Source organism: Nocardioides marmorisolisilvae, from assembly GCF_003725775.1.
Taxonomy (GTDB): domain Bacteria; phylum Actinomycetota; class Actinomycetes; order Propionibacteriales; family Nocardioidaceae; genus Marmoricola; species Marmoricola marmorisolisilvae.
The window spans coordinates 1,422,563-1,440,842 of sequence record NZ_RJSG01000002.1 but is presented as its reverse complement, the minus strand read 5'-3'; the positions used below and the strand labels follow the sequence as shown (position 1 = coordinate 1,440,842).

Genomic DNA, 18,280 nt, shown 5'->3' with positions numbered 1-18,280 from the left:
GCCTCATGGCTGACTACTCCAAAGAAGCCACGCGCCGGTCCGCCAAGGCCGGCGACATCACCCTGAACTACTACGAAGCCGGCGAGGCGAAGGCCGACGTCGGGGCGGGACTGCCGTTCGTGCTGCTGCACGGTGGCGGTCCGGGTGCCTCGGCGTGGAGCAACTTCGGCTCGGCGCTGCCGCGGTTCGCGGAGAACTTCCGCACCCTGCTGGTTGACCAGCCCGGGTTCGGGCAGTCCGACAAGCCCGAGGTGGGCGCGAACTACTTCCGGCACTCGGCGTCGTACCTGGTGAAGTTCCTCGACGAGCTGCAGATCGAGAAGGTGCACCTGCTCGGCAACAGCCTCGGCGGCGGCACCGCGACCCGGTTCGCGCTGGAGTACCCCGAGCGGGTCGGTCGCCTGGTGCTGATGGGCCCGGGCGGGCTGTCCCTGAACCTCTTCCACGCGGACCCGACCGAGGGCGTCCAGCGGCTGATGGACTTCTCGATGGACCCGAGCCGCGAGGCGCTGCGGAAGTTCATCTCGAGCATGGTCGTCAACCAGGCCCTGGTCACCGACGAGCTCGTCGAGGAGCGGTTCGCCGACGCGACCGCGCCCGGCTCGCTGGAGGCGATGCGCTCGATGGGCGCCTCGTTCTGGAACCCGGAGTGGGCCGAGGACGGCATGCTCTGGCGCGAGGTGCACAAGCTCCGCAAGCAGACCCTGCTCACCTGGGGGCGCGAGGACCGGGTCAACCCGCTCGACGGTGCCCTGGTGGCGCTCAAGACGATGCCGAACGCCCGCCTTCATGTCTTCCCGAACTGCGGGCACTGGGCCCAGATCGAGGCGGCCGAGGAGTTCGCCACGGTCTGCACGGACTTCTTGGCGGCTCACCACGAGAGGGAGAAGAAGTCATGACCATCGACATCAAGTCCATGGGCTACATCCGGGTGGCTTCGACCGACCTGTCCCAGTGGACGACGTTCGCGGGCAAGGTGCTGGGTCTCGCCGAGGGCCGCGGCCCGAACCCGGAGAACCAGTACTGGCGGATCGACGCGGTCTCCGCGCGCATCGTCGTGGTCCCCTCCGACGTGGACCAGCTCCAGGCCACCGGCTGGGAGGTCGCCGACCACGTCGCGCTGCAGAACGCCCGCGTGCACCTCAAGCAGGCCGGTGTGGTCTTCGAGGAGGGCACCCCGGACGAGCTGGCCGACCGCCGGGTCCAGGAGCTGATCCGGTTCACCGACCCGTGGGACAACGTCTTCGAGCTCTTCCACGGCATCACCTACGAGTCGCGCCCGGTGGTCACGCCGTACGCCGCGACGTTCGTGACCGCCGACCAGGGCATGGGCCACATCGTCATTCCCGTCCTCGATGACGTCGAGGCGCTGCGCTTCTACACCGAGGTGCTCGGCTTCCGGCTGCGTGACTCGATGAGCATGCCCGGCGAGTTCGTCGGCAAGGAGCCGGGCTCGAAGGTCTGGCTGCGCTTCCTCGGCGTGAACCCGCGCCACCACAGCCTGGCGTTCCTGCCGATGCCGAACCCGTCCAAGTGCGTGCACGTGATGCTCGAGGTCGACAAGCTCGACCACGTCGGCCGTGCGCTGGAGCGGGTCAAGAAGTTCGGCGCGCCGCTCTCGGCCACCCTGGGCCGGCACATGAACGACGAGATGGTGTCGTTCTACGTGAAGTCGCCGGGTGGTTTCGATGTCGAATTCGGCTGCGAGGGTCTGCAGGTCGACGACGCCCGTTGGGTCGCCCGCGAGAGCACCGCCGTCTCGTACTGGGGCCACACGTTCGGCGGGGGCCAGTAACCCGTGAATACTGCGTCGTCTAAGGGGGGTGGGGTGACACACCGTATCGAGGGGGACGTCCCCGAGGGGATGAACCCGGACGCGCGCGCGACCTGGCCCAGCCAGGAGCTGGTGCAGTCGTGGCTCGGCAACGAGCTCGACTTCGAGCTGCGCCTCGGTGAGCACACCCCGATCCCGGACGACCCGGAGGCCGCCGCGCAGGCGCGCAAGTTCCGCGACGTCCTCGGCCTGTTCTGCAGCGGCGTCACCGTGGTCACCTCGGTCTCCGAGGGCAAGCCGGTCGGGATGACCTGCCAGTCGTTCTCCTCGGTGTCCCTGGAACCGCCGCTGATCATGTTCAGCCCGGCGAAGACCTCACGGGCCTGGCCGCTGATCCGCCGTGCCGGCTACTTCTGCGTGAACATCCTGGCCGCCGACCAGTCCGAGCTCTCCAACGGGATGGCGACCAAGGGCGAGGAGAAGTTCGACGGCGTCGCGTGGACCACGGCCACCACCGGAGCCCCCGTCATCGAGGGCGTGCTCGGCTACATCGACTGCCAGGTGCAGCAGGTGGTCGAGGCCGGTGACCACTACATCGTGGTCGGCCTGGTCAAGGAGCTGTCCTTCGGCGACCGCAGCGGCGGCTCGAAGGTCGACCCGCTGCTGTTCTTCCAGGGCAAGTACACCCAGCCGCAGTAGCCGCAGCGACCCTCGCGGCGCGTGCCTGAGAACTTCTCAGCAAACCGGTGCAGGATGCGGCCATGACTGACGCAACCGTCCCTGCCGCCGTGCCGCCGGACTCCGGCCACCCGGCGTACGTCAAGGTCGCCGAGCAGCGCGCTTCGCAGCTCCAGCTGCGCGTCGCCGACGCGATCACCAAGTTCGCGGGCTCGATGAACTTCGTGTACCTGCACGCGCTGATCTTCGGCGTCTGGATGCTCGTCGTCGAGAAGTCGCCCTGGCCGACCCTGACCCTGGTGGTCTCGCTGGAGGCGATCTTCCTCTCGACGTTCGTGATGATCGGGCAGAACCGGCAGGCGGAGTTCCAGCAGGCGAAGGCCGACCACGACTTCGTCGCCCAGGAGCTGGAGCTGAAGACCAACACCGACCTCACCCGCGAGATCCACCGGCTGACCACGGAGCTGCACCGGCGCACGATGGGCGACGGCTGACGGATACCGTTGTCCGGTGATCCCGGTCTACCCCGACTCGCCGACCGTCGTGGCTGCCACGGAGGCGGCCCTGGCGGAGGTCGCCGAGCTCGGTGACGACGCCTCGACCGACTTCGCGGTGCGGTTGCTGCGCAACTTCCTCGGTCTGTGCGAGAACCCCCGCACCCGCCAGCACATGCTGCGGATGGTGCGCGGGTCGGTGGGCAGCGCCCGTGCCGGGCAGGCGTTCTACCGGGTGCTCAACCGGAGCGTGGTGAACCCGGCGGCCAAGGCGACCGGGTTCCACGCCTCCGCGCTGCGGGTGGAGCTCGTCTGCGGTCAGCTCGTCGGTCTGGCGATGATGCGCTACGTCCTCCAGGTCGAGCCGGTCGCGTCCACGCCGGCTGACGAGATCGTCCGCCAGTTCGCACCCGCGATCCGGGCCACGCTGCAGCCTTCCTAGGGGCTGTGGACGGCGACCCGCACGGGTCGCGTGCATCGGTGAGGGTGTGCCGATGCAGTCCTCCCTCCACCCGTCCGCACTTCTTGAACCGTTCACGCCGGCGATGGCCGCCCGGGCCGGCATCGGTCGCTCGGCCCTGGAGCGGCTGCTGCGCCAGGGCCGGATCATCCGGGTCCTGCGAGGCGTCTACCTCGACGCCGAGGTCGATCCGGACCGCTCGCTGCGCGCCCGCGCGCTCGCACTCGTGGTGGGGCGGCGCCACCTGGTCGTGGACCGGACCGCCGCCTGGGTCCACGGGGGCGAGCGGATCGAACCCGCCGCGCGGACGGCGGTGCCGCTCGACCTGCACGGACGTCGTCGCCACCTGGGCGGTGAGCTGCCGCTGGGGCCGCAGGACGTGGTGCGGCTCGGACCGGTCCGGGTGACCTCACCGCTGCGGACGGCGCTCGACGTCGCGCGCCGGCTCGCTCCGGACCGGGCGCTGGCCGCGCTCGACGGGATGCTGCGCTCCGGCTCGCTCGAGCACCGCCGACTGCTCGCCGCAGCCGGGTCGCTGCTCGGTCAACCGGGCGCGACCCAGGGACGGGAGCTGATCGCGATGGCCGATGCTCGGGCCGTTGACGGCGCGGAGTCGGTGCTGCGGCTGTGCTGGCTCAACGCCCGGATGCCGACCCCCGTTCCGGGCCTGGTGGTCAACGGGCACCGGCTGGCGCTGGCGCTGCCGACCCAGCGGTTCGCCGTCAGCCTGGAGGACGTGCCGGCGTTCGTCGACTGGCCGGCGCAGGAGTGGCGGGTGCTGGCGCTGGACCGGGGCCGGGTGCTCGCCGGCGACCGGGGCTACCTGTCGGAGCACCTGGAGCGCGAGTTTCACCAGCACCTGTTGAGCGCTGTCCACGGCCTCAACGTCTAGATTCGCGGGCATGGATGCGATCGGGCTGGGCTGGCGCACCGACCTCGCGGTGCTCCGGTACGGCGGCTCGGCGGTGGAGGAGCACCCGGACCACCTGGTGGTGCGGACGCCGGCCAACCCGACGTACCACTGGGGCAACTTCGTCCTGGTCACCGATCCGGAGGCCGCCGACGACGCCGACCGCTGGCGTGCGCGGTTCGGGGCGGAGTTCCCCGAGGCGCGGCACCTGGCCATCGGCCTGCCCGGTCAACCGGACGCGGCCGCCTGGCAGGGGACCGAGATCGAGGCCAGTGATGTCCTGGTCGCGACCGGTGCGGTGGCGACGCGCGACCTCGCCGACGGCTACACGGTCCGCCCGATCGAGAGCGCGGAGGACTGGGCCGCCTCGACCGCACTCAACGACGAGCACTACCCCGGCGAGCTCGAGTTCGCCCGGCTGCGCTCTCAGATCCGGTCACGGATGGTCGAGGCAGGCCACCTGACCTGGTTCGGCGCCTTCACGCTCGACGGGGACCGGCTGGTCTCAGAGCTCGGCATCGTCCCGGTCGAGGCCGGGCTCGCCCGCTACCAGAGCGTGCTGACCCACACCGAGCACCGTCGACGAGGGCTGACCGGCCACCTGCTCGGCGTCGCGGCGCAGCACGCCCGCTCGGCGGGGGAGACCACGCTGGTGATCATCGCCGATGCGAACAGTGCTGCCGGGCGGCTCTACCGCGCAGCCGGGTTCGCGCACACCGAAACCGCGTGGCAGGCCTACGTGCCGCCCGCTCGCGAGTCCGACTAGGCCCCGAGCGCCTCGATGGCCTCGGCGATCGAGAGCGTCCGCTTGGCCGACTCGACGTGCAGGTTCTCGACCATCCGGCCGTTGTAGGTCACCACGCCACCGGTCGAGGACTCGAAGGCCTCGATCAGTCCGCGCGCGTCCTCGACGGCCTTCTCCGACGGAGCGAACGCGGTGTTCGCGCCCTCGACCTGACCCGGGTGGATCAGGGTCTTGCCGTCGAAGCCCATCTCGCGACCCTGCTGGCACTCGGCGAGGAATCCCTCTTCGTTCTTCACGTCGTTGTAGACGCCGTCGATGATGACCTTGCCGGTGGCGCGCGCGGCGAGCAGCGCCAGCGACAGACCGGTGAGCAGCGGCTGGCGGCCGGGCACGTGCTCGGCGTACAGCTCCTTGGCCAGGTCGTTGGTGCCCATCACCAGCACGGTCAGCCGGTCGGAGGCTGCGGCGATCTCCTCGGCGTGCAGCATCGCGTACGGCGTCTCGACCATCGCCCAGAGCTTGGTGTGCTCGGGTGCGCCGTGGTCCTCCATCGCGGCGACCAGGGTGCGCACGGCGGCGGCCGAGTTCACCTTCGGGACCACGATCGCGTCCGGGCCGGCGGCGCAGGCGGCGGCCATGTCCTCGTCGTGCCACTCGGTGTCGGCACCGTTGATCCGGATGGTCAGCTCGCGGTTGCCGTACTCACCGGAGGCCACGGCAGCGCACGCGGCAGCCCGCGCAGCGGGCTTCGCGTCGGGGGCGACGGCGTCCTCGAGGTCGAGGATCAGGCCGTCGCACGGGATCGTCTTGGCCTTCTCCAGCGCACGCTCGTTGGAGGAGGGCATGTACAGCACGGAGCGACGGGGACGAAACACCGGGCTGGTTGAGCTTGTCGAAACCATCTCTCAGGCCTCCAGCGTGATCGCGTCGTAGGAAGCCTTCAGGTCGGGGTCGATCGCGGCGAGCTGCTCGGCCAGGGCGACCATGACCTTGCACTGCTTGACCGAGGCGTCGTCCTCCATCTTGCCGTCGAGCATCACCGCGCCGGTGCCGTCGCCCATGGCGGCGATGACGCGGCGGGCGTGCTTCACGTCCTCGACCGAGGGGGAGAAGACCCGGTTGGCGATCTTGATCTGGACCGGGTGCAGCGACCAGGCGCCGACGCAGCCGAGCAGGAAGGCGTTGCGGAACTGGTCCTCGCAGGCGACCTCGTCCTTGATGTCGCCGAACGGGCCGTAGTACGGGTAGATGCCGTGCATCGCGCAGGCGTCGACCATCCGGGCGATCGTGTAGTGCCACAGGTCCTGCTGGTACGTGGTGCGATCGGCGTCGTAGACCGGGACGTCGAGCTCGTTGCGCGGCGGGTCCTGGCGCACCAGGTAGCCGGGGTGACCGCCGCCGACGCGGGTGGTCTTCATCCGGCGGTCGGCGGCGAGGTCGGCCGGGCCGAGGGAGAGGCCCTGCATGCGCGGGGAGGCGGCGCAGATCTCCTCGATGTTCGCGACGCCGCGCGCGGTCTCCAGGATCGCGTGCACCTGGAGGGGCTTGGTGATGCCGGCCTTCGCCTCGAGCTGGGCCAGGATCCGGTCGATGTAGTGGATGTCCTCGGCGCCCTGGACCTTGGGGACCATGATCACGTCGAGCTTCTCGCCGATCGCCGGCACCAGCGTGGTCAGGTCGTCGAGCACCCAGGGGGAGTCGAGGGAGTTGATCCGGGTCCAGAACTGGGTGGGTCCGCTGGTGCTTCCAAGATTGGCGACCGACTGACCGATCTTGACCAGGCCCTCGCGGGCGATCTCCTTGTTCTCCGCCTTGACGGCGTCCTCGAGGTTGCCGAGCAGCACGTCGACGGTGCCGACCATGTCCGGGACCTTGGCGGCCATCTTCTCGTTGCCGGGGTCGAAGAAGTGGATCGCGCGGCTCGGTCGGGCTGGGATCTCCCGGAGGGGAGCAGGGGCTCCGACGGCGAGGGGCGCGAAGAAATCCTTGGCGGAACGCATGTGCCGGAAGTTATCACCGGGACTTACCGGCCGGTATGACGCATCTGACAGGCGGATACCCTGCGCGAGTGCAAGATCTCACACCGTTCCGCGTCGGGTTCGTCCCCGGGGTGACCCCCGACAAGTGGGACCGCTCGTGGACCGAGCACGAGCGGGCGTCGCGGCGCTGGCGGCGCCTGGAGCTGGTGCCGGTGGCGGTGGTCGACCAGGCGCGGCTGCTGCGCGAGGGCGCGCTGGACATGTGCCTGGTCCGCGGCGAGATCGACCGCGACGGCCTGCACCTGGTCGCGCTCTACCGGGAGGTCCCGGTCGCGGTGGTCGCCAAGGATCACCCGGCCACGGCGTACGACGAGCTGACCCTGGCCGACCTGGCCGATGAGCTGGACATCCTCCAGGAGTTCACGGACCTGGACCTGCCGATGGCGATCGAGACGGCGGCGGCCGGCTCCGGATACGTGCTGGTGCCGATGTCGCTGGCCCGGCTGCACCACCGCAAGGACGTGGAGTACCGCCCGGTGACCGATGCCGAGGAGTCCCCGATCGGGCTGGCGTGGCTGGTCAGCCGGGACGACGAGGACTGCCAGCAGTTCGTCGGGGTTGTCCGCGGACGGACCGCGCGCAGCAGCCGCTGACCGGCAGATTTTTCGGCACCTCAGGGTTCATCTAAGGCATCTTCCCGATGTGGCGCCCTACCTCAGATAGCGAGAGTGAGGGCGTCACCTGGAGAGGATGCCCGCAATGCCCGATCTGCCCTGCCAGACCCACGCTGATCTGTTCTTCGCTGACGCCCAGGCCCAGCTCGCCGTCGCCCGCGACATGTGCGCTGGCTGCCCGGTGAAGGACCTCTGCCTCGCGGGCGCGCTCGAGCGCCACGAGCCGCACGGCGTCTGGGGCGGCCAGATCTTCCTCAACGGCATCGCTGTGGACCGCAAGCCCCCGCGTGGCCGGCCCCGGAAGCACGCCGCCTGACCAGACGCCCGGACCGGCCTGTGGAAGACTCGCCGGGCTCGTTCACCTGTTGTTCACCGAGTGGTGGTCAGAATGCACGTGTGCCTACCCCCGAGTGGCACTCTCTCTCCCAGGAGCAGCCCGTGGACGCACCAGGAATCGAGCAGCAGATCAGCACCATCGTGGAGGACCTCAGCAAGGAGTTCTCCACGACGCACAGCAGGGAGCAGGTCCAGTCGATCATCGACCGCTGGCGTCAGGACATCGAGCCGTCGGCGAAGATCCAGGACTTCATCGCGGTGCTCGTGCGCCGCTTCGCCCGGGAGGAGATCGTCGCGGGGCTGAAGCCGGCCCGCGTGGCCGTCTAACCCAGGAGTGCGGCCCGGAGCCGGTGAGCCGGGCCGTTGAGCTGGGACAGCGCGTGCGCCCGTTTGAACACGAGGTGCGCGTCGTGCTCCCAGGTGATCGCGATACCGCCGTGCAGCTGCACCATCTCGGCGGCGACGAGGTCGAAAGCATCCGAGCAGTAGGAGCCTGCGGCCGCGGACCGGCGCTCCACGGTGGCGAGGGTCTCGGGACCGGGTGAGGCGAGGTACGCAGCCGCCGCGGCGGTCGCGCCCCAGCTCGCCGAGCGCGAGGCCTCGACCTTGACCAGCATGTCGGCCATCCGGTGCTTGAGCGCTTGGAAGGAACCGATCTGGCGGCCGAACTGGACGCGCTCCTGGGTGTAGCCGACCGTCATGTCCAGGGCCCGCTGCATCCCGCCGACCTGAAGCGCAGTGACCAGTGCGACCGCGATCGCGCGCACGTCAGCGGGCGTCGCTGCGGGCTGCTCGGCAGCGCCGATCCGCAGCGTCTGGTCCATGGCGTCCGTGCGGTCGGAGGGCTCGAGCACCAGGTCGCCCAGCGTGAACGGCAGCACCTCGCCGGCGGCCAGCCGGGGGAGCAGGTCGGACTTCTCGTCGTCGGTACCGTGCAGCAGCGTCTGGGCCGCGAGCAGTGCGCTGGCCAGCAGCGGTGCCGGGGTGAGGAACTCGCCGAGCACCTCGAGGACGACCGCGGTCTCGACCAGCGAGGCCCCGAAGCCGTCGTACTCCTCGGGCACGGCCAGCGCCGCGACGCCGACCTGCTCGCAGAGCGCGGACCACAGCGCTTCGTCGTACCCGGCGTCCGTCGCGATCGCGGCGCGCACCGCCGCGCTGTCGGACCGCTTGGTCAGCAGCGCCCGGACGGTCGCGGCGAGCTCGTCCTGCTCCTCGGTGCGTGCGAAGTGCATCAGCCCGCCACTCCGGTCAGCGTCTCGAGCACGCGTCCGCGGTGGTACGCCGGCGTGCCCCAGGCCGTCACCAGCGCGCGGATCCGGTTGAGCCAGAGCGACAGGTCGAACTCGGCGGTGTAGCCGATCGCGCCGTGCACCTGCAGGCCGGTCCGGGCGGCCAGGTAGGCGGCGTCGGAGGCGTAGACCTTCGCGGCCGAGACCGGGATCTCGCCGAGCGCGGCGCCCAGGACCAGCGGGCGGGCGAAGTCCAGCGCGATCCGTACGTCGGCCAGCTGGTGCTTGATCGCCTGGTACGAACCGATCTCGCGCCCGAACTGCTTGCGCTGCTTCACGTAGGTGACCGAGTCGGCGAGCACCCGCTCGCCGGCGCCGACGAGCTGCGCAGCGCAGGCAAGGACGGCGCGATCGAGCGCAGCGACATCGAACGCGTCCGCGCCGGTCACCTCGGTGAGCGAACGGGTCGTGTCGATCGACGGGTGCGAGGCACCAGCGACCCCGGACAGCAGCCGCGCGACCTGTGCGTCCGCGGCGTACGGGGCCAGCGGAGCGGCGGCAGCGGTGACCATCTCACCCTCGAGCTGCGGTGCCAGGGCCGCGGACTCGATCCACGGTCCGACGGCGAGCTCGCGGCCGAGCACCTCGAAGGCGACGACGAGGTCGACCAGGGTGCCGCCCAGTCCGCCCTCGTCCTCGGGAACGACCAGCGCGGTCAGGCCCAGGTCAGCCAGGCGCTTCCACAGCGCGACGCCCGGTGCGGTGTCACCGGACGCCCACGCCCGCGCAACGGCGACGGAGTCGGAGGCGCGCATCAGGTCCGTGATCGCCTCGCCGAAGGCGACCTGGTCCTCGGTCAGCTCGAACTTCACTTCGCGGTCTCCTTTCCAGCGGGTCCCTTCGGCTCCCGCGGGAGGCCGAGGATCCGCTCGGCGACGATGTTGCGCTGGATCTCGTTGGTCCCGGCGTAGATCGGGCCGGAGAGGGAGAAGACGTAGCCGTCCATCCACGGAGTGTCGAGCAGCTCGGCGTCGGCGCCGAGCAGGTCGAGCCCGGCCTCGTGGATCGCGATGTCCAGCTCGCTCCAGAACACCTTGTTCACCGAGCCGGCCGCGCCCATCTCGCCGCCGTCGGCGAGCCGGGTGACGGTGCCCCAGGTGAAGAGGCGGTAGGCCTGCGCGCCGATCCACGCGTCCACCACGGCGTCCCGGACCTGCGGAGCGTCAGCTCCGCGGTCCTTCCACAACTCGAGCAGACGGTCGGCCGCGGCGCAGAAGCGGCCCGGCGAGCGCAGCGAGAGGCCGCGCTCGTTGCCGGCAGTGCTCATCGCGACGTTCCAGCCGGCTCCGACCGCACCGAGCACGTCGGCGTCCGGCACGAAGACGTCGTCGAAGAAGATCTCGGCGAAGCCCGCCTCGCCGTCGAGCTGGGCGATCGGGCGCACGGTGATGCCCTCGGCGTCCAGCGGGAACAGGTAGTAGGTCAGGCCGGCGTGCTTCTCGCTGGTGGGGTCGCTGCGGAACAGACCGAAGCCCCAGTGGGCGAAGGTCGCGCGCGAGGACCAGGTCTTCTGACCGTTGAGGACCCAGCCGCCGCGGGCGTCGTCGCGCACCGCGGTCGAGCGCAGCGAGGCGAGGTCCGACCCAGCCTCGGGCTCGGACCACGCCTGCGCCCAGATCTTTTCCCCGGTGGCCATCGACGGCAGGAACCGGGCCTGCTGCTCGGGGGTGCCGTGGTCGAAGATGATCGGGGCGAGCAGGAAGATGCCGTTCTGGCTGACCCGGCCCGGTGCGCCGGCGCGGTAGTACTCCTCCTCGAAGATGACCCACTCGACGAGCGAGGCCTCGCGGCCACCGACCTCGCGCGGCCACGACACGACGGAGAGCCGCTCGGCGGCGAGCTTGGCCTCCCACTCCTGGTGCAGGGCCCAGCCCTCGGCGGTGTCCATCGAGGGGAGCGGCTCGGCCGGGACGTTCGCCTCCAGCCAGGCCCGCACCTCCGCCTGGAACGCCAGCTCCTCCGGGGTCAGATCGAGATTCACCGTGCTCCTCGCAGGTCGTTCTTCAGCACCTTGCCGCCGGCGTTGCGGGGGAGCACGTCGATGAACTCCACCTGCCGGGGCGCCTTGTAGTTCGCGAGCCGCTCCCGGGCGAACGCGATCACGTCCTCCTCGGTGACCGCGGCGTCGGGCCGGCGTACGACGTAGGCCTTGCCGACCTCGCCCATCCGGTCGTCGGGCACGCCGATCACCGCGACGTCGGCGATGCCGTCGTGGCGGGCCAGCGCCTGCTCGATCTCAGCGGGGTACACGTTGAACCCGCCGGAGATGTACATGTCCTTGAGGCGGTCGGTGATCCGCAGGTTCCCGGCGTCGTCGAGCGTGCCCACGTCCCCGGTGTGCAGCCAGCCGTCGGCGTCGATCGCGTTGGCCGTCGCCTCCGGGTCGTCGAGGTAGCCGAGCATCACGATGTCCCCGCGGACCAGCAGCTCGCCCTCGTCGCCGATCCGGGTCTCCACGCCCGGGATCGCGCGACCGCAGGTGGTCGCCACCAGCTCGTCGGAGTCGCCCTCGCGGCACATCGTCACGACGACGGCCTCGGTCATGCCGAAGGCGGTGTAGACGTTGTCGATGCCGAGGCCCTCGGGTGCGGCGGCGCGCATCCTCTCGATCAGCACGACGGGGACCACCGCGGCGCCGGTGATGGACAGCCGCAGCGACGACAGGTCGCGCGCAGCCCGGCCCGGCGCGTCGAACAGGGAGGTGAAGATCGTCGGGGCACCGGGAAGCAGCGTGATCTGCTCGCGTTCGATCAGGTCCATCACGCCGTCGACGTCGAAGGTCGCGACCGGGTACAGCGTCGCGCCGGTCAGCAGCCCGACGACGATGCCGATCTTGTAGCCGAAGGAGTGGAAGAACGGGTTGACCACCAGGTACCGGTCGTCGCTGCTGACCCCGCCGATCTCGGCCCACGCTGCCGAGACGGCGATCGTCTGGCGGTGGGCACTCATCGCGCCCTTCGAGCGGCCGGTGGTGCCGGAGGTGAACAGGATGTCCGCCACATCCTCGGCGGAGACCGCGTCCGCGCGAGCGTCAGCGAGCGCCACCGACTCCACACCGAGCTCCGCGAGGTCGGAGAACCCGACCACCGAGTCGGCAGCCGACGATCCGGGAAGCGCGACCAGCGCCAGCAGCGCGGGCAGCTCGCCGACGGCGCGCAGCTCGCTGACCTGGTCGCGGTCGAGGAAACCGTTGTCGACCACGAAGATCTTCGCGCCCGTGCGCAGCGCGATGTCGTGCGCCTCGTGCCCGGTGTAGCGGCTGTTGATCGGGACCAGCGTGCCCCCGGCGTACGACGCGGCCAGGCCGGCGACGATCCAGTCGGTGCTGTTCGGAGCCCAGATGCAGACCCGGTCCCCGGGCTCGAGCCCGAGGGCGACGTACCCGGCAGCGGCGGTGCGAACCTGGTCGAGGAGCTCGCTGAAGGCGACGGTCCGGTCGCCCTCGACGACGGCAGCCTTGGAGCCGTGCGCTTCGGCCGCCGTTCGCAGCGCGGCCGGCAGCGTGGTCGGACCCAGCGTGTGCGCCACCCGTCCTCCTTCTCCGATACCAAGCAAGTGCTTGGTAGGCTACTCTACACGGACAGAGCCCGATTTTGGTGTCCCGGCAGAGGAGCAACAGTGGACCTGAGCGACAGCAGTGAGGACAAGGCCTTCCGGGCCGAGGTCCGGGGCTGGCTCGAGGACAACCTGGTCGGCGAGTTCGCCGCGCTGAAGGGGCTGGGCGGCCCGGGCAAGGACCTGGAGGCGCACGACGAGCGCCTGGAGTGGGACCGGCACCTGGCCAAGCACGGCTGGACCTGTATCGGCTGGCCGACCGAGTACGGCGGCCGCGGGCTGACCCTGATGCAGCAGGTGATCTTCCACGAGGAGTACGCCCGCGCCAACGCACCGTCCCGGGTCAACCACCTCGGCGAGGAGCTGCTCGGGCCGACCCTGATCCACTTCGGCACCGACGCCCAGAAGGAGCGCTTCCTGCCGCGGATCCGCGAGGTCAGCGAGCTGTGGTGCCAGGGGTACTCCGAACCGAACGCCGGCTCCGACCTGGCGAACGTGGCCACCAAGGCCCGGCTCGAGGGTGACGAGTGGGTCATCGACGGCCAGAAGGTCTGGACGAGCCTGGCCCAGTTCGCCGACTGGGTCTTCGTGATCGCCCGCACCGAGCCCGGCTCGCAGCGGCACCACGGCCTCAGCTTCCTGCTGGTGCCGCTGGAGCAGGACGGCGTCGAGATCCGCGGAATCGAGCAGCTCACCACCGGGGCCGAGTTCAACGAGGTGTTCTTCACCGGTGCGCGCACCGCCGCCGACCTCGTCGTCGGTGAGCCGGGCAACGGCTGGGGCGTCGCGATGGGCCTGCTCGGGTTCGAGCGCGGGGTCTCCACCCTCGGTCAGCAGGTCGGCTTCCAGCGCGAGCTCGCGTCCCTGGTCGAGCTGGCGCGCGCGAACGGCGCCATCGACGACCCGGTCATCAAGGACCGGCTCGCCCGCGCCGACGCCGAGCTTGAGGTGATCCGGCTCAACGCGCTGCGCACGCTCTCGGAGGAGCAGGCGCCCCAGCAGGCCAGCATCGCCAAGCTGCTCTGGGCCACCTGGCACCGCACGCTGGGCGAGATCGCGATGGACGTCCTCGGCACCGGCGGGCTCACCGCAGGTTCGGGCTACGACCTCGACGAGTGGCAGCGCCTCTTCCTGTTCACCCGAGCGGACACGATCTACGGCGGGTCCGACGAGATTCAGCGCAACATCCTTTCCGAGCGTGTGCTCGGCCTACCGAGAGAGTCCCGATGACCGCGACCCGCCCCGAGCAGCCCACTCCCGACTACGTCCCGGCCCACGGCCTCCTGGCGGACAAGGTCGTCGTCGTGACGGCTGCGGCGGGCGCCGGGATCGGCGCCAGCGTCACCCGGCGCGTGCTCGAGGAGGGCGCCAAGGCGGTCGTCCTCTCCGACACCCACGAGCGTCGCGTCGCCGAGGCGCACGAGGCGCTGGCGGCCGAATTCGGCGCCGACCGGGTGCTCTCGACAACGTGCGACGTCACCCACGAGGACGACGTCCAGGCGCTGCTCGACCTGGCCGACACCGTCGGAGGTGTCGACGTGATGATCAACAACGCCGGCCTCGGGGGCACCGCCAGCGTGCTGGAGATGACCGACGAGCAGTGGTCGAAGGTCCTCGACATCACCCTCACCGGGACCTTCCGGAGCGTGCGCGCGGCCAGCAACCGGATGATCGCCAACGGCACCCGCGGCGTCATCGTGAACAACGCCAGCGTCATCGGCTGGCGCGCCCAGGAGGGCCAGGCGCACTACGCCGCCGCCAAGGCCGGTGTGATGGCGCTGACCCGCTGCGCTGCCCTGGACGTCGCCCCGCACGGGATCCGCGTCAACGCCGTGAGCCCGAGCCTGGCGATGCACCCCTTCCTGGCGAAGGTGACCTCCGACGAGCTGCTGCACGAGCTCAAGCAGCGCGAGGCCTTCGGGCGCGCTGCCGAACCGTGGGAGGTGGCGAACGTGATGGTCTTCCTCGCGAGCGACTACTCCTCCTACCTGACCGGCGAGGTGATCAGTGTCAGCAGCCAGCACGCCTGAGTCGCCCGAGAACGGGCGCAGCCGGCGCGACGAGCTGCTCGCCATCGCGGCGGGCCTGTTCGCCGAGCGCGGGTTCAAGAACACGACCGTGCGCGACATCGCCGACGCGGCCGGGATCCTGTCGGGAAGCCTGTACCACCACTTCGACTCCAAGGAGTCGATGGTCGACGAGCTGCTCGACACCTTCCAGACCGAGCTCTGGAAGAAGTACGACGCCATCGAGGCCAGCGACCTGACCCCGAAGGCCAAGCTCGAGGCGATCGTCCGGGCCTCGTTCGAGGCGATCGGCGAGCACCGGGACGAGGTGGCGATCTTCCAGAACGACGCTCTCCACCTGGCCACCTTCGAGCGCTTCGGCTACCTCATCGAGCGGAACCGGAAGTTCCGCACGCTGTGGACCAGCCTGCTCGAGGCGGGCGTCGCCAGCGGCGAGCTGCGGGCCGACCTCGACGTCGCCCTGGTCTACCGCTTCGTGCGCGACACCGTCTGGGTCGCCGTTCGCTGGTACCGCCCCGGCGGCACCCTCACCCCGGCCGACGTGGCCGACCAGTACCTCGCGATCCTCCTGGAAGGAATCAATCATGGCTGAGGCCTACATCATCGACGCCGTCCGGACCCCCGTCGGCAAGCGCCGCGGTTCGCTGGCGAGCATGCACAGCGCCGACCTGGGCGCGCACGTGCTCCATGCCCTCGTCGAGCGCACCGGCATCGACCCGGGCGCCGTCGACGACGTGATCATGGGCTGCTGCGACACCATCGGCTCGCAGGCCGGCGACGTCGCTCGCACCGCCTGGCTGGTGGCGGGTCTGCCGGACCACGTGCCCGGCGTCACCATCGACCGCCAGTGCGGCTCCTCCCAGCAGGCCGTGCACTTCGCGGCCCAGGGCGTCATGTCCGGCACCCAGGACCTCGTGGTCGCCGGCGGCCTGCAGAACATGTCCGCCATCCCGATCTCCGCGGCCATGCTGGTCGCGGACCAGTACGGCTTCACGACCCCGTTCGCCGAGTCCCCGGGCTGGGTCAAGCGCTACGGCGACGTCGAGGTCTCCCAGTTCAACTCCGCCGAGATGATCGCGGAGAAGTGGGACATCAGCCGCGAGGAGATGGAGGAGTTCGCCCTCGCCTCGCACAACCGTGCCAAGGCCGCGATCGCCGAGGGCCGCTTCGACAACGAGATCGCTCCGGTCACCCTGGCGGACGGAACCGTCTTCACCACCGACGAGTGCCCGCGCGACACCTCGCTGGAGAAGATGGCCGCGCTGGAGCCGCTCGCGCCGAACGGTCGGATCACCGCCGGTGTCGCGAGCCAGATCTGCGACGGCGCCTCGGCGCTGCTGATCGCCAGCCAGGCAGCGGTGGACGAGCACGGCCTCAAGCCCCGGGCGAGGATCCACCACCTGAGCGTGAAGGGTGACGACCCGATCTGGATGCTGACCGGCCCCATCCGCGCCACCCGGCACGCGCTGGAGAAGACCGGTCTGACCGTCGACGACATCGACCTCTTCGAGTGCAACGAGGCGTTCGCCTCGGTCGTGCTGGCCTGGGCCAAGGAGCTCGAGATCCCGCTGGAGAAGGTCAACGTCAACGGCGGCGGCATCGCTCTGGGACACCCGATCGGGGCGACCGGCACCCGGATCATGGCGACGCTGCTCAACGAGCTCGAGCGCACCGGCGGCCGTTACGCGCTGCAGACGATGTGCGAGGGCGGCGGGCAGGCTAACGTCACCATCATCGAGCGGCTCTGAGCGCCGCTCCCAGGGACGAGGAGTCCAGGATGCGCAGGTTCGGTGCGGCACTTGCCATCAGCGTGCTGCTGGTGACGTCGGCGTGCGGCGGCGGTGGTTCCCGTCCGTCCCAGGACGAGGTCTCCCAGGCGCTGCAGAAGGGCGGGGACAACTCCATCCTCGGCGACAGCGGGAGCAAGGTCAGCAAGAAGGCCGCGGACTGCGTCGCCAAGGTCCTGGTGGACTCACGGATCTCCGACCGGGCGCTCCAGGCGATCGTGGACGGCAAGCGGAACTACTCACCGTCCAAGGCTGACCAGACCGCAGCGGTCGGGGTGGCCAACAAGATCGTGAAGTGCCTGCCCGCCGGGCTGAAGTAGTACTCAGGCCTCGACCAGGCTGTGCAGGTAGCGCCGGGTGTTGGCGCGCATCGGCTTGCCCGCGAAGCGTCCGGACAGGAAGGCGAACGCGGTCCCGTACGACGTCAGCGCGGCCGCGGCGTGCGTCGGCGCGAGGTTGACCGACAGCCGCACCCGCCCGCCCTGACCGGCCCAGCGCTCGGCCAGCCCGCGTCCGCACTCGAACGGCACCACGTCGTCCAGGCGGCTGTGCGAGACCAGCGCCTCCATCCGCGGGTACCGGCCGTCGCCCAGCTTCTGCTCGGCGACGATCGTGGCGAACGGCTCCTCGCGCAGCATCGAGCCGACCGACCGGCCGTCGGCGGTCAGGGTGTTCGAGCGGGTGAACGCGTAGCGACGCAGCGACTCGAACATGCACTGCTCGCTGATGGCTGCGGCCACCTCGTTGCCGCGCTCGTTGAGCAGCGGCGCCAGGTCGATGCCGTAGTCGCTGGACAGGCCGACCAGCGCGTAGCCGAGGAACGCGAAGTAGGGACTGCCGTCGAGCATCCGGGCCACCAGCGGGAAGTCCGAGGGAACCGCACCGCAGACCGCGCCCTTGATGTCGAGATCGGGCGCGTACTCGTGCGCGATCTCTGCGGCGGACGCAGCCGCGCCACCACCCTGGGAGTACCCGGCGATCGCCGTCGGCCCGTCAAGCGGGATGTCGGGGTGGCCGAGGCCCTGCGCAGCCCGGAGAGCGTCGAGCACGACGTGCCCCTGGACCTGGCGCGACATGTAGGTGTGGGTGCGCTGGTCGGCCGCACGCATGCCGAGACCCTGGTAGTCGGGCACCACGACGTTGTAGCCGCGCGCCAGCAGACCGGTGATGAACACCGACTCGTACTCGCGTCCCGCGGCCATCTGCCGCGAGGGGGCGCACTGGGTGCCCATGCCCTGGGTGCCGACCGCGAAGGCGACCAGCCCGCGGTCGTCGCGCTTGGTGCGCGGGCGGGTCGGCGTCATCACGGTGCCGGTGACCGGGATCGTGCTGCCCTGCCGGTCGGTGGTGGTGAATATGATCCGCTCGACGTGCGCCGGGGCGGGCACCAGCCGGAACGGGTCGATGTAGAACCGGCCCGGTTCGGCCTTGAGCAGCTCGCCGGGGCGGTCCGGGAAGTCGGCGGGCGCCTCGTAGAACTCATCGGCCGGACGGGACTCGAGCTGGCGCGCACCCACGGCGGTGAGGGCGAAGCGGACGGCGCGCTCGACGACTCCGGATTCAGTCACC

General features: G+C 70.5%; 22 protein-coding genes. 15 read left to right on the top strand and 7 right to left on the bottom strand.

What is annotated here, in order from left to right; genetic code table 11:
• Positions 1–5: 5 nt before the first annotated feature.
• The 7 genes from hsaD to EFL95_RS11065 all read left to right on the top strand — a co-directional run bounded on the left by hsaD (position 6) and on the right by EFL95_RS11065 (position 5,082).
• Positions 6–899: a 4,5:9,10-diseco-3-hydroxy-5,9,17-trioxoandrosta-1(10),2-diene-4-oate hydrolase gene (gene hsaD, locus EFL95_RS11095; protein WP_123234022.1), complete on the top strand. Its 894-nt coding sequence runs from the start codon at positions 6–8 to the stop codon at positions 897–899.
• Entirely contained in the window at positions 896–1,795 is a 900-nt protein-coding gene (gene hsaC, locus EFL95_RS11090; RefSeq protein ID WP_123234021.1) for an iron-dependent extradiol dioxygenase HsaC, read from the top strand. The genes hsaD and hsaC overlap by 4 nt, the downstream gene beginning before the upstream one ends.
• Before the next feature lie 33 nt (positions 1,796–1,828).
• Positions 1,829–2,473, top strand: a complete 645-nt coding sequence (locus EFL95_RS11085; protein ID WP_246004902.1) for a flavin reductase family protein — start codon at positions 1,829–1,831, stop codon at positions 2,471–2,473.
• Between the two features lie 62 nt (positions 2,474–2,535).
• Positions 2,536–2,946: a DUF1003 domain-containing protein gene (locus tag EFL95_RS11080; protein ID WP_123234019.1), complete on the top strand. Its 411-nt coding sequence runs from the start codon at positions 2,536–2,538 to the stop codon at positions 2,944–2,946.
• A 16-nt stretch (positions 2,947–2,962) separates the two neighbouring features.
• Entirely contained in the window at positions 2,963–3,388 is a 426-nt protein-coding gene (locus tag EFL95_RS11075; protein ID WP_123234018.1) for a TetR/AcrR family transcriptional regulator, read from the top strand.
• Between the two features lie 52 nt (positions 3,389–3,440).
• Positions 3,441–4,298, top strand: a complete 858-nt coding sequence (locus EFL95_RS11070; protein WP_123234017.1) for a type IV toxin-antitoxin system AbiEi family antitoxin domain-containing protein — start codon at positions 3,441–3,443, stop codon at positions 4,296–4,298.
• A 10-nt stretch (positions 4,299–4,308) separates the two neighbouring features.
• Positions 4,309–5,082, top strand: coding sequence for a GNAT family N-acetyltransferase (locus EFL95_RS11065; protein WP_123234016.1), 774 nt, complete (start codon positions 4,309–4,311; stop codon positions 5,080–5,082).
• Here EFL95_RS11065 and EFL95_RS11060 read toward each other — a convergent pair.
• Positions 5,079–5,963, bottom strand: a complete 885-nt coding sequence (locus EFL95_RS11060) for an HpcH/HpaI aldolase/citrate lyase family protein (protein ID WP_123234015.1) — start codon at positions 5,961–5,963, stop codon at positions 5,079–5,081. The genes EFL95_RS11065 and EFL95_RS11060 overlap by 4 nt on opposite strands.
• 3 nt (positions 5,964–5,966) lie before the next feature.
• The gene (locus EFL95_RS11055; RefSeq protein WP_123234014.1) at positions 5,967–7,061 is read right to left on the bottom strand and encodes an HpcH/HpaI aldolase/citrate lyase family protein; all 1,095 of its coding nucleotides are present in this window, start codon (positions 7,059–7,061) and stop codon (positions 5,967–5,969) included.
• Positions 7,062–7,129: 68 nt separating this feature from the next.
• Here EFL95_RS11055 and EFL95_RS11050 point away from each other — a divergent pair, with 68 nt between their 5' ends.
• The 3 genes from EFL95_RS11050 to EFL95_RS11040 all read left to right on the top strand — a co-directional run bounded on the left by EFL95_RS11050 (position 7,130) and on the right by EFL95_RS11040 (position 8,377).
• Positions 7,130–7,693 (top strand): LysR substrate-binding domain-containing protein, encoded by a 564-nt coding sequence (locus EFL95_RS11050; protein WP_246004901.1) that lies wholly within the window; start codon positions 7,130–7,132, stop codon positions 7,691–7,693.
• Between the two features lie 106 nt (positions 7,694–7,799).
• Positions 7,800–8,030 (top strand): WhiB family transcriptional regulator, encoded by a 231-nt coding sequence (locus EFL95_RS11045; protein ID WP_221176367.1) that lies wholly within the window; start codon positions 7,800–7,802, stop codon positions 8,028–8,030.
• A gap of 122 nt (positions 8,031–8,152) precedes the next feature.
• Complete coding sequence (locus EFL95_RS11040) at positions 8,153–8,377, top strand: three-helix bundle dimerization domain-containing protein (RefSeq protein WP_123234011.1); 225 nt, start codon at positions 8,153–8,155, stop codon at positions 8,375–8,377.
• On the opposite strand, the gene EFL95_RS11035 is transcribed toward EFL95_RS11040, so the two are convergent.
• Genes EFL95_RS11035 through EFL95_RS11020 form a run of 4 tightly spaced genes read right to left on the bottom strand, consistent with a single transcriptional unit; the run spans position 8,374 to position 12,870 of the window.
• Entirely contained in the window at positions 8,374–9,285 is a 912-nt protein-coding gene (locus EFL95_RS11035; protein WP_123234010.1) for an acyl-CoA dehydrogenase family protein, read from the bottom strand. The two genes, EFL95_RS11040 and EFL95_RS11035, sit on opposite strands and share 4 nt — an antisense overlap.
• Positions 9,285–10,154, bottom strand: coding sequence for an acyl-CoA dehydrogenase family protein (locus EFL95_RS11030; protein WP_123234009.1), 870 nt, complete (start codon positions 10,152–10,154; stop codon positions 9,285–9,287). The genes EFL95_RS11035 and EFL95_RS11030 overlap by 1 nt, the downstream gene beginning before the upstream one ends.
• Complete coding sequence (locus tag EFL95_RS11025; RefSeq protein ID WP_123234008.1) at positions 10,151–11,323, bottom strand: acyl-CoA dehydrogenase family protein; 1,173 nt, start codon at positions 11,321–11,323, stop codon at positions 10,151–10,153. The genes EFL95_RS11030 and EFL95_RS11025 overlap by 4 nt, the downstream gene beginning before the upstream one ends.
• On the bottom strand, positions 11,320–12,870 hold the full coding sequence (locus EFL95_RS11020; protein ID WP_246004900.1) for a FadD3 family acyl-CoA ligase: 1,551 nt from the start codon (positions 12,868–12,870) through the stop codon (positions 11,320–11,322). Before EFL95_RS11020 ends, EFL95_RS11025 begins: the two co-directional genes overlap by 4 nt.
• 90 nt (positions 12,871–12,960) lie before the next feature.
• On the opposite strand from EFL95_RS11020, the gene EFL95_RS11015 reads away from it, so the two are divergent.
• Genes EFL95_RS11015 through EFL95_RS10995 form a run of 5 tightly spaced genes read left to right on the top strand, consistent with a single transcriptional unit; the run spans position 12,961 to position 17,031 of the window.
• The gene (locus EFL95_RS11015; RefSeq protein ID WP_123234007.1) at positions 12,961–14,127 is read left to right on the top strand and encodes an acyl-CoA dehydrogenase family protein; all 1,167 of its coding nucleotides are present in this window, start codon (positions 12,961–12,963) and stop codon (positions 14,125–14,127) included.
• Entirely contained in the window at positions 14,124–14,927 is an 804-nt protein-coding gene (locus EFL95_RS11010) for an SDR family oxidoreductase (RefSeq protein ID WP_123234006.1), read from the top strand. The genes EFL95_RS11015 and EFL95_RS11010 overlap by 4 nt, the downstream gene beginning before the upstream one ends.
• The gene (locus EFL95_RS11005) at positions 14,905–15,516 is read left to right on the top strand and encodes a TetR/AcrR family transcriptional regulator (RefSeq protein WP_123234005.1); all 612 of its coding nucleotides are present in this window, start codon (positions 14,905–14,907) and stop codon (positions 15,514–15,516) included. Before EFL95_RS11010 ends, EFL95_RS11005 begins: the two co-directional genes overlap by 23 nt.
• Positions 15,509–16,672, top strand: coding sequence for an acetyl-CoA C-acetyltransferase (locus EFL95_RS11000; protein ID WP_123234004.1), 1,164 nt, complete (start codon positions 15,509–15,511; stop codon positions 16,670–16,672). The genes EFL95_RS11005 and EFL95_RS11000 overlap by 8 nt, the downstream gene beginning before the upstream one ends.
• Positions 16,673–16,701: 29 nt before the next feature.
• On the top strand, positions 16,702–17,031 hold the full coding sequence (locus tag EFL95_RS10995) for a hypothetical protein (protein ID WP_123234003.1): 330 nt from the start codon (positions 16,702–16,704) through the stop codon (positions 17,029–17,031).
• A 3-nt stretch (positions 17,032–17,034) separates the two neighbouring features.
• On the opposite strand, the gene EFL95_RS10990 is transcribed toward EFL95_RS10995, so the two are convergent.
• Positions 17,035–18,279 carry a lipase family protein gene (locus EFL95_RS10990; protein ID WP_123234002.1) on the bottom strand — a complete coding sequence of 415 codons (1,245 nt, stop codon included), beginning with the start codon at positions 18,277–18,279 and terminating at the stop codon, positions 17,035–17,037.
• Position 18,280: the final 1 nt, after the last annotated feature.

What these genes read in the sequence shown, in the direction of transcription:
- hsaD (WP_123234022.1), top strand. Translation starts at nt 6, where the DNA reads ATGGCTGACTACTCCAAAGAAGCCACGCGCCGGTCCGCCAAGGCCGGC.
- hsaC (WP_123234021.1), top strand. Translation starts at nt 896, where the DNA reads ATGACCATCGACATCAAGTCCATGGGCTACATCCGGGTGGCTTCGACC.
- EFL95_RS11080 (WP_123234019.1), top strand. Translation starts at nt 2,536, where the DNA reads ATGACTGACGCAACCGTCCCTGCCGCCGTGCCGCCGGACTCCGGCCAC.
- EFL95_RS11070 (WP_123234017.1), top strand. Translation starts at nt 3,441, where the DNA reads ATGCAGTCCTCCCTCCACCCGTCCGCACTTCTTGAACCGTTCACGCCG.
- EFL95_RS11065 (WP_123234016.1), top strand. Translation starts at nt 4,309, where the DNA reads ATGGATGCGATCGGGCTGGGCTGGCGCACCGACCTCGCGGTGCTCCGG.
- EFL95_RS11060 (WP_123234015.1), bottom strand. Translation starts at nt 5,963, where the DNA reads ATGGTTTCGACAAGCTCAACCAGCCCGGTGTTTCGTCCCCGTCGCTCC.
- EFL95_RS11055 (WP_123234014.1), bottom strand. Translation starts at nt 7,061, where the DNA reads ATGCGTTCCGCCAAGGATTTCTTCGCGCCCCTCGCCGTCGGAGCCCCT.
- EFL95_RS11045 (WP_221176367.1), top strand. Translation starts at nt 7,800, where the DNA reads ATGCCCGATCTGCCCTGCCAGACCCACGCTGATCTGTTCTTCGCTGAC.
- EFL95_RS11035 (WP_123234010.1), bottom strand. Translation starts at nt 9,285, where the DNA reads ATGCACTTCGCACGCACCGAGGAGCAGGACGAGCTCGCCGCGACCGTC.
- EFL95_RS11010 (WP_123234006.1), top strand. Translation starts at nt 14,124, where the DNA reads ATGACCGCGACCCGCCCCGAGCAGCCCACTCCCGACTACGTCCCGGCC.
- EFL95_RS11000 (WP_123234004.1), top strand. Translation starts at nt 15,509, where the DNA reads ATGGCTGAGGCCTACATCATCGACGCCGTCCGGACCCCCGTCGGCAAG.
- EFL95_RS10995 (WP_123234003.1), top strand. Translation starts at nt 16,702, where the DNA reads ATGCGCAGGTTCGGTGCGGCACTTGCCATCAGCGTGCTGCTGGTGACG.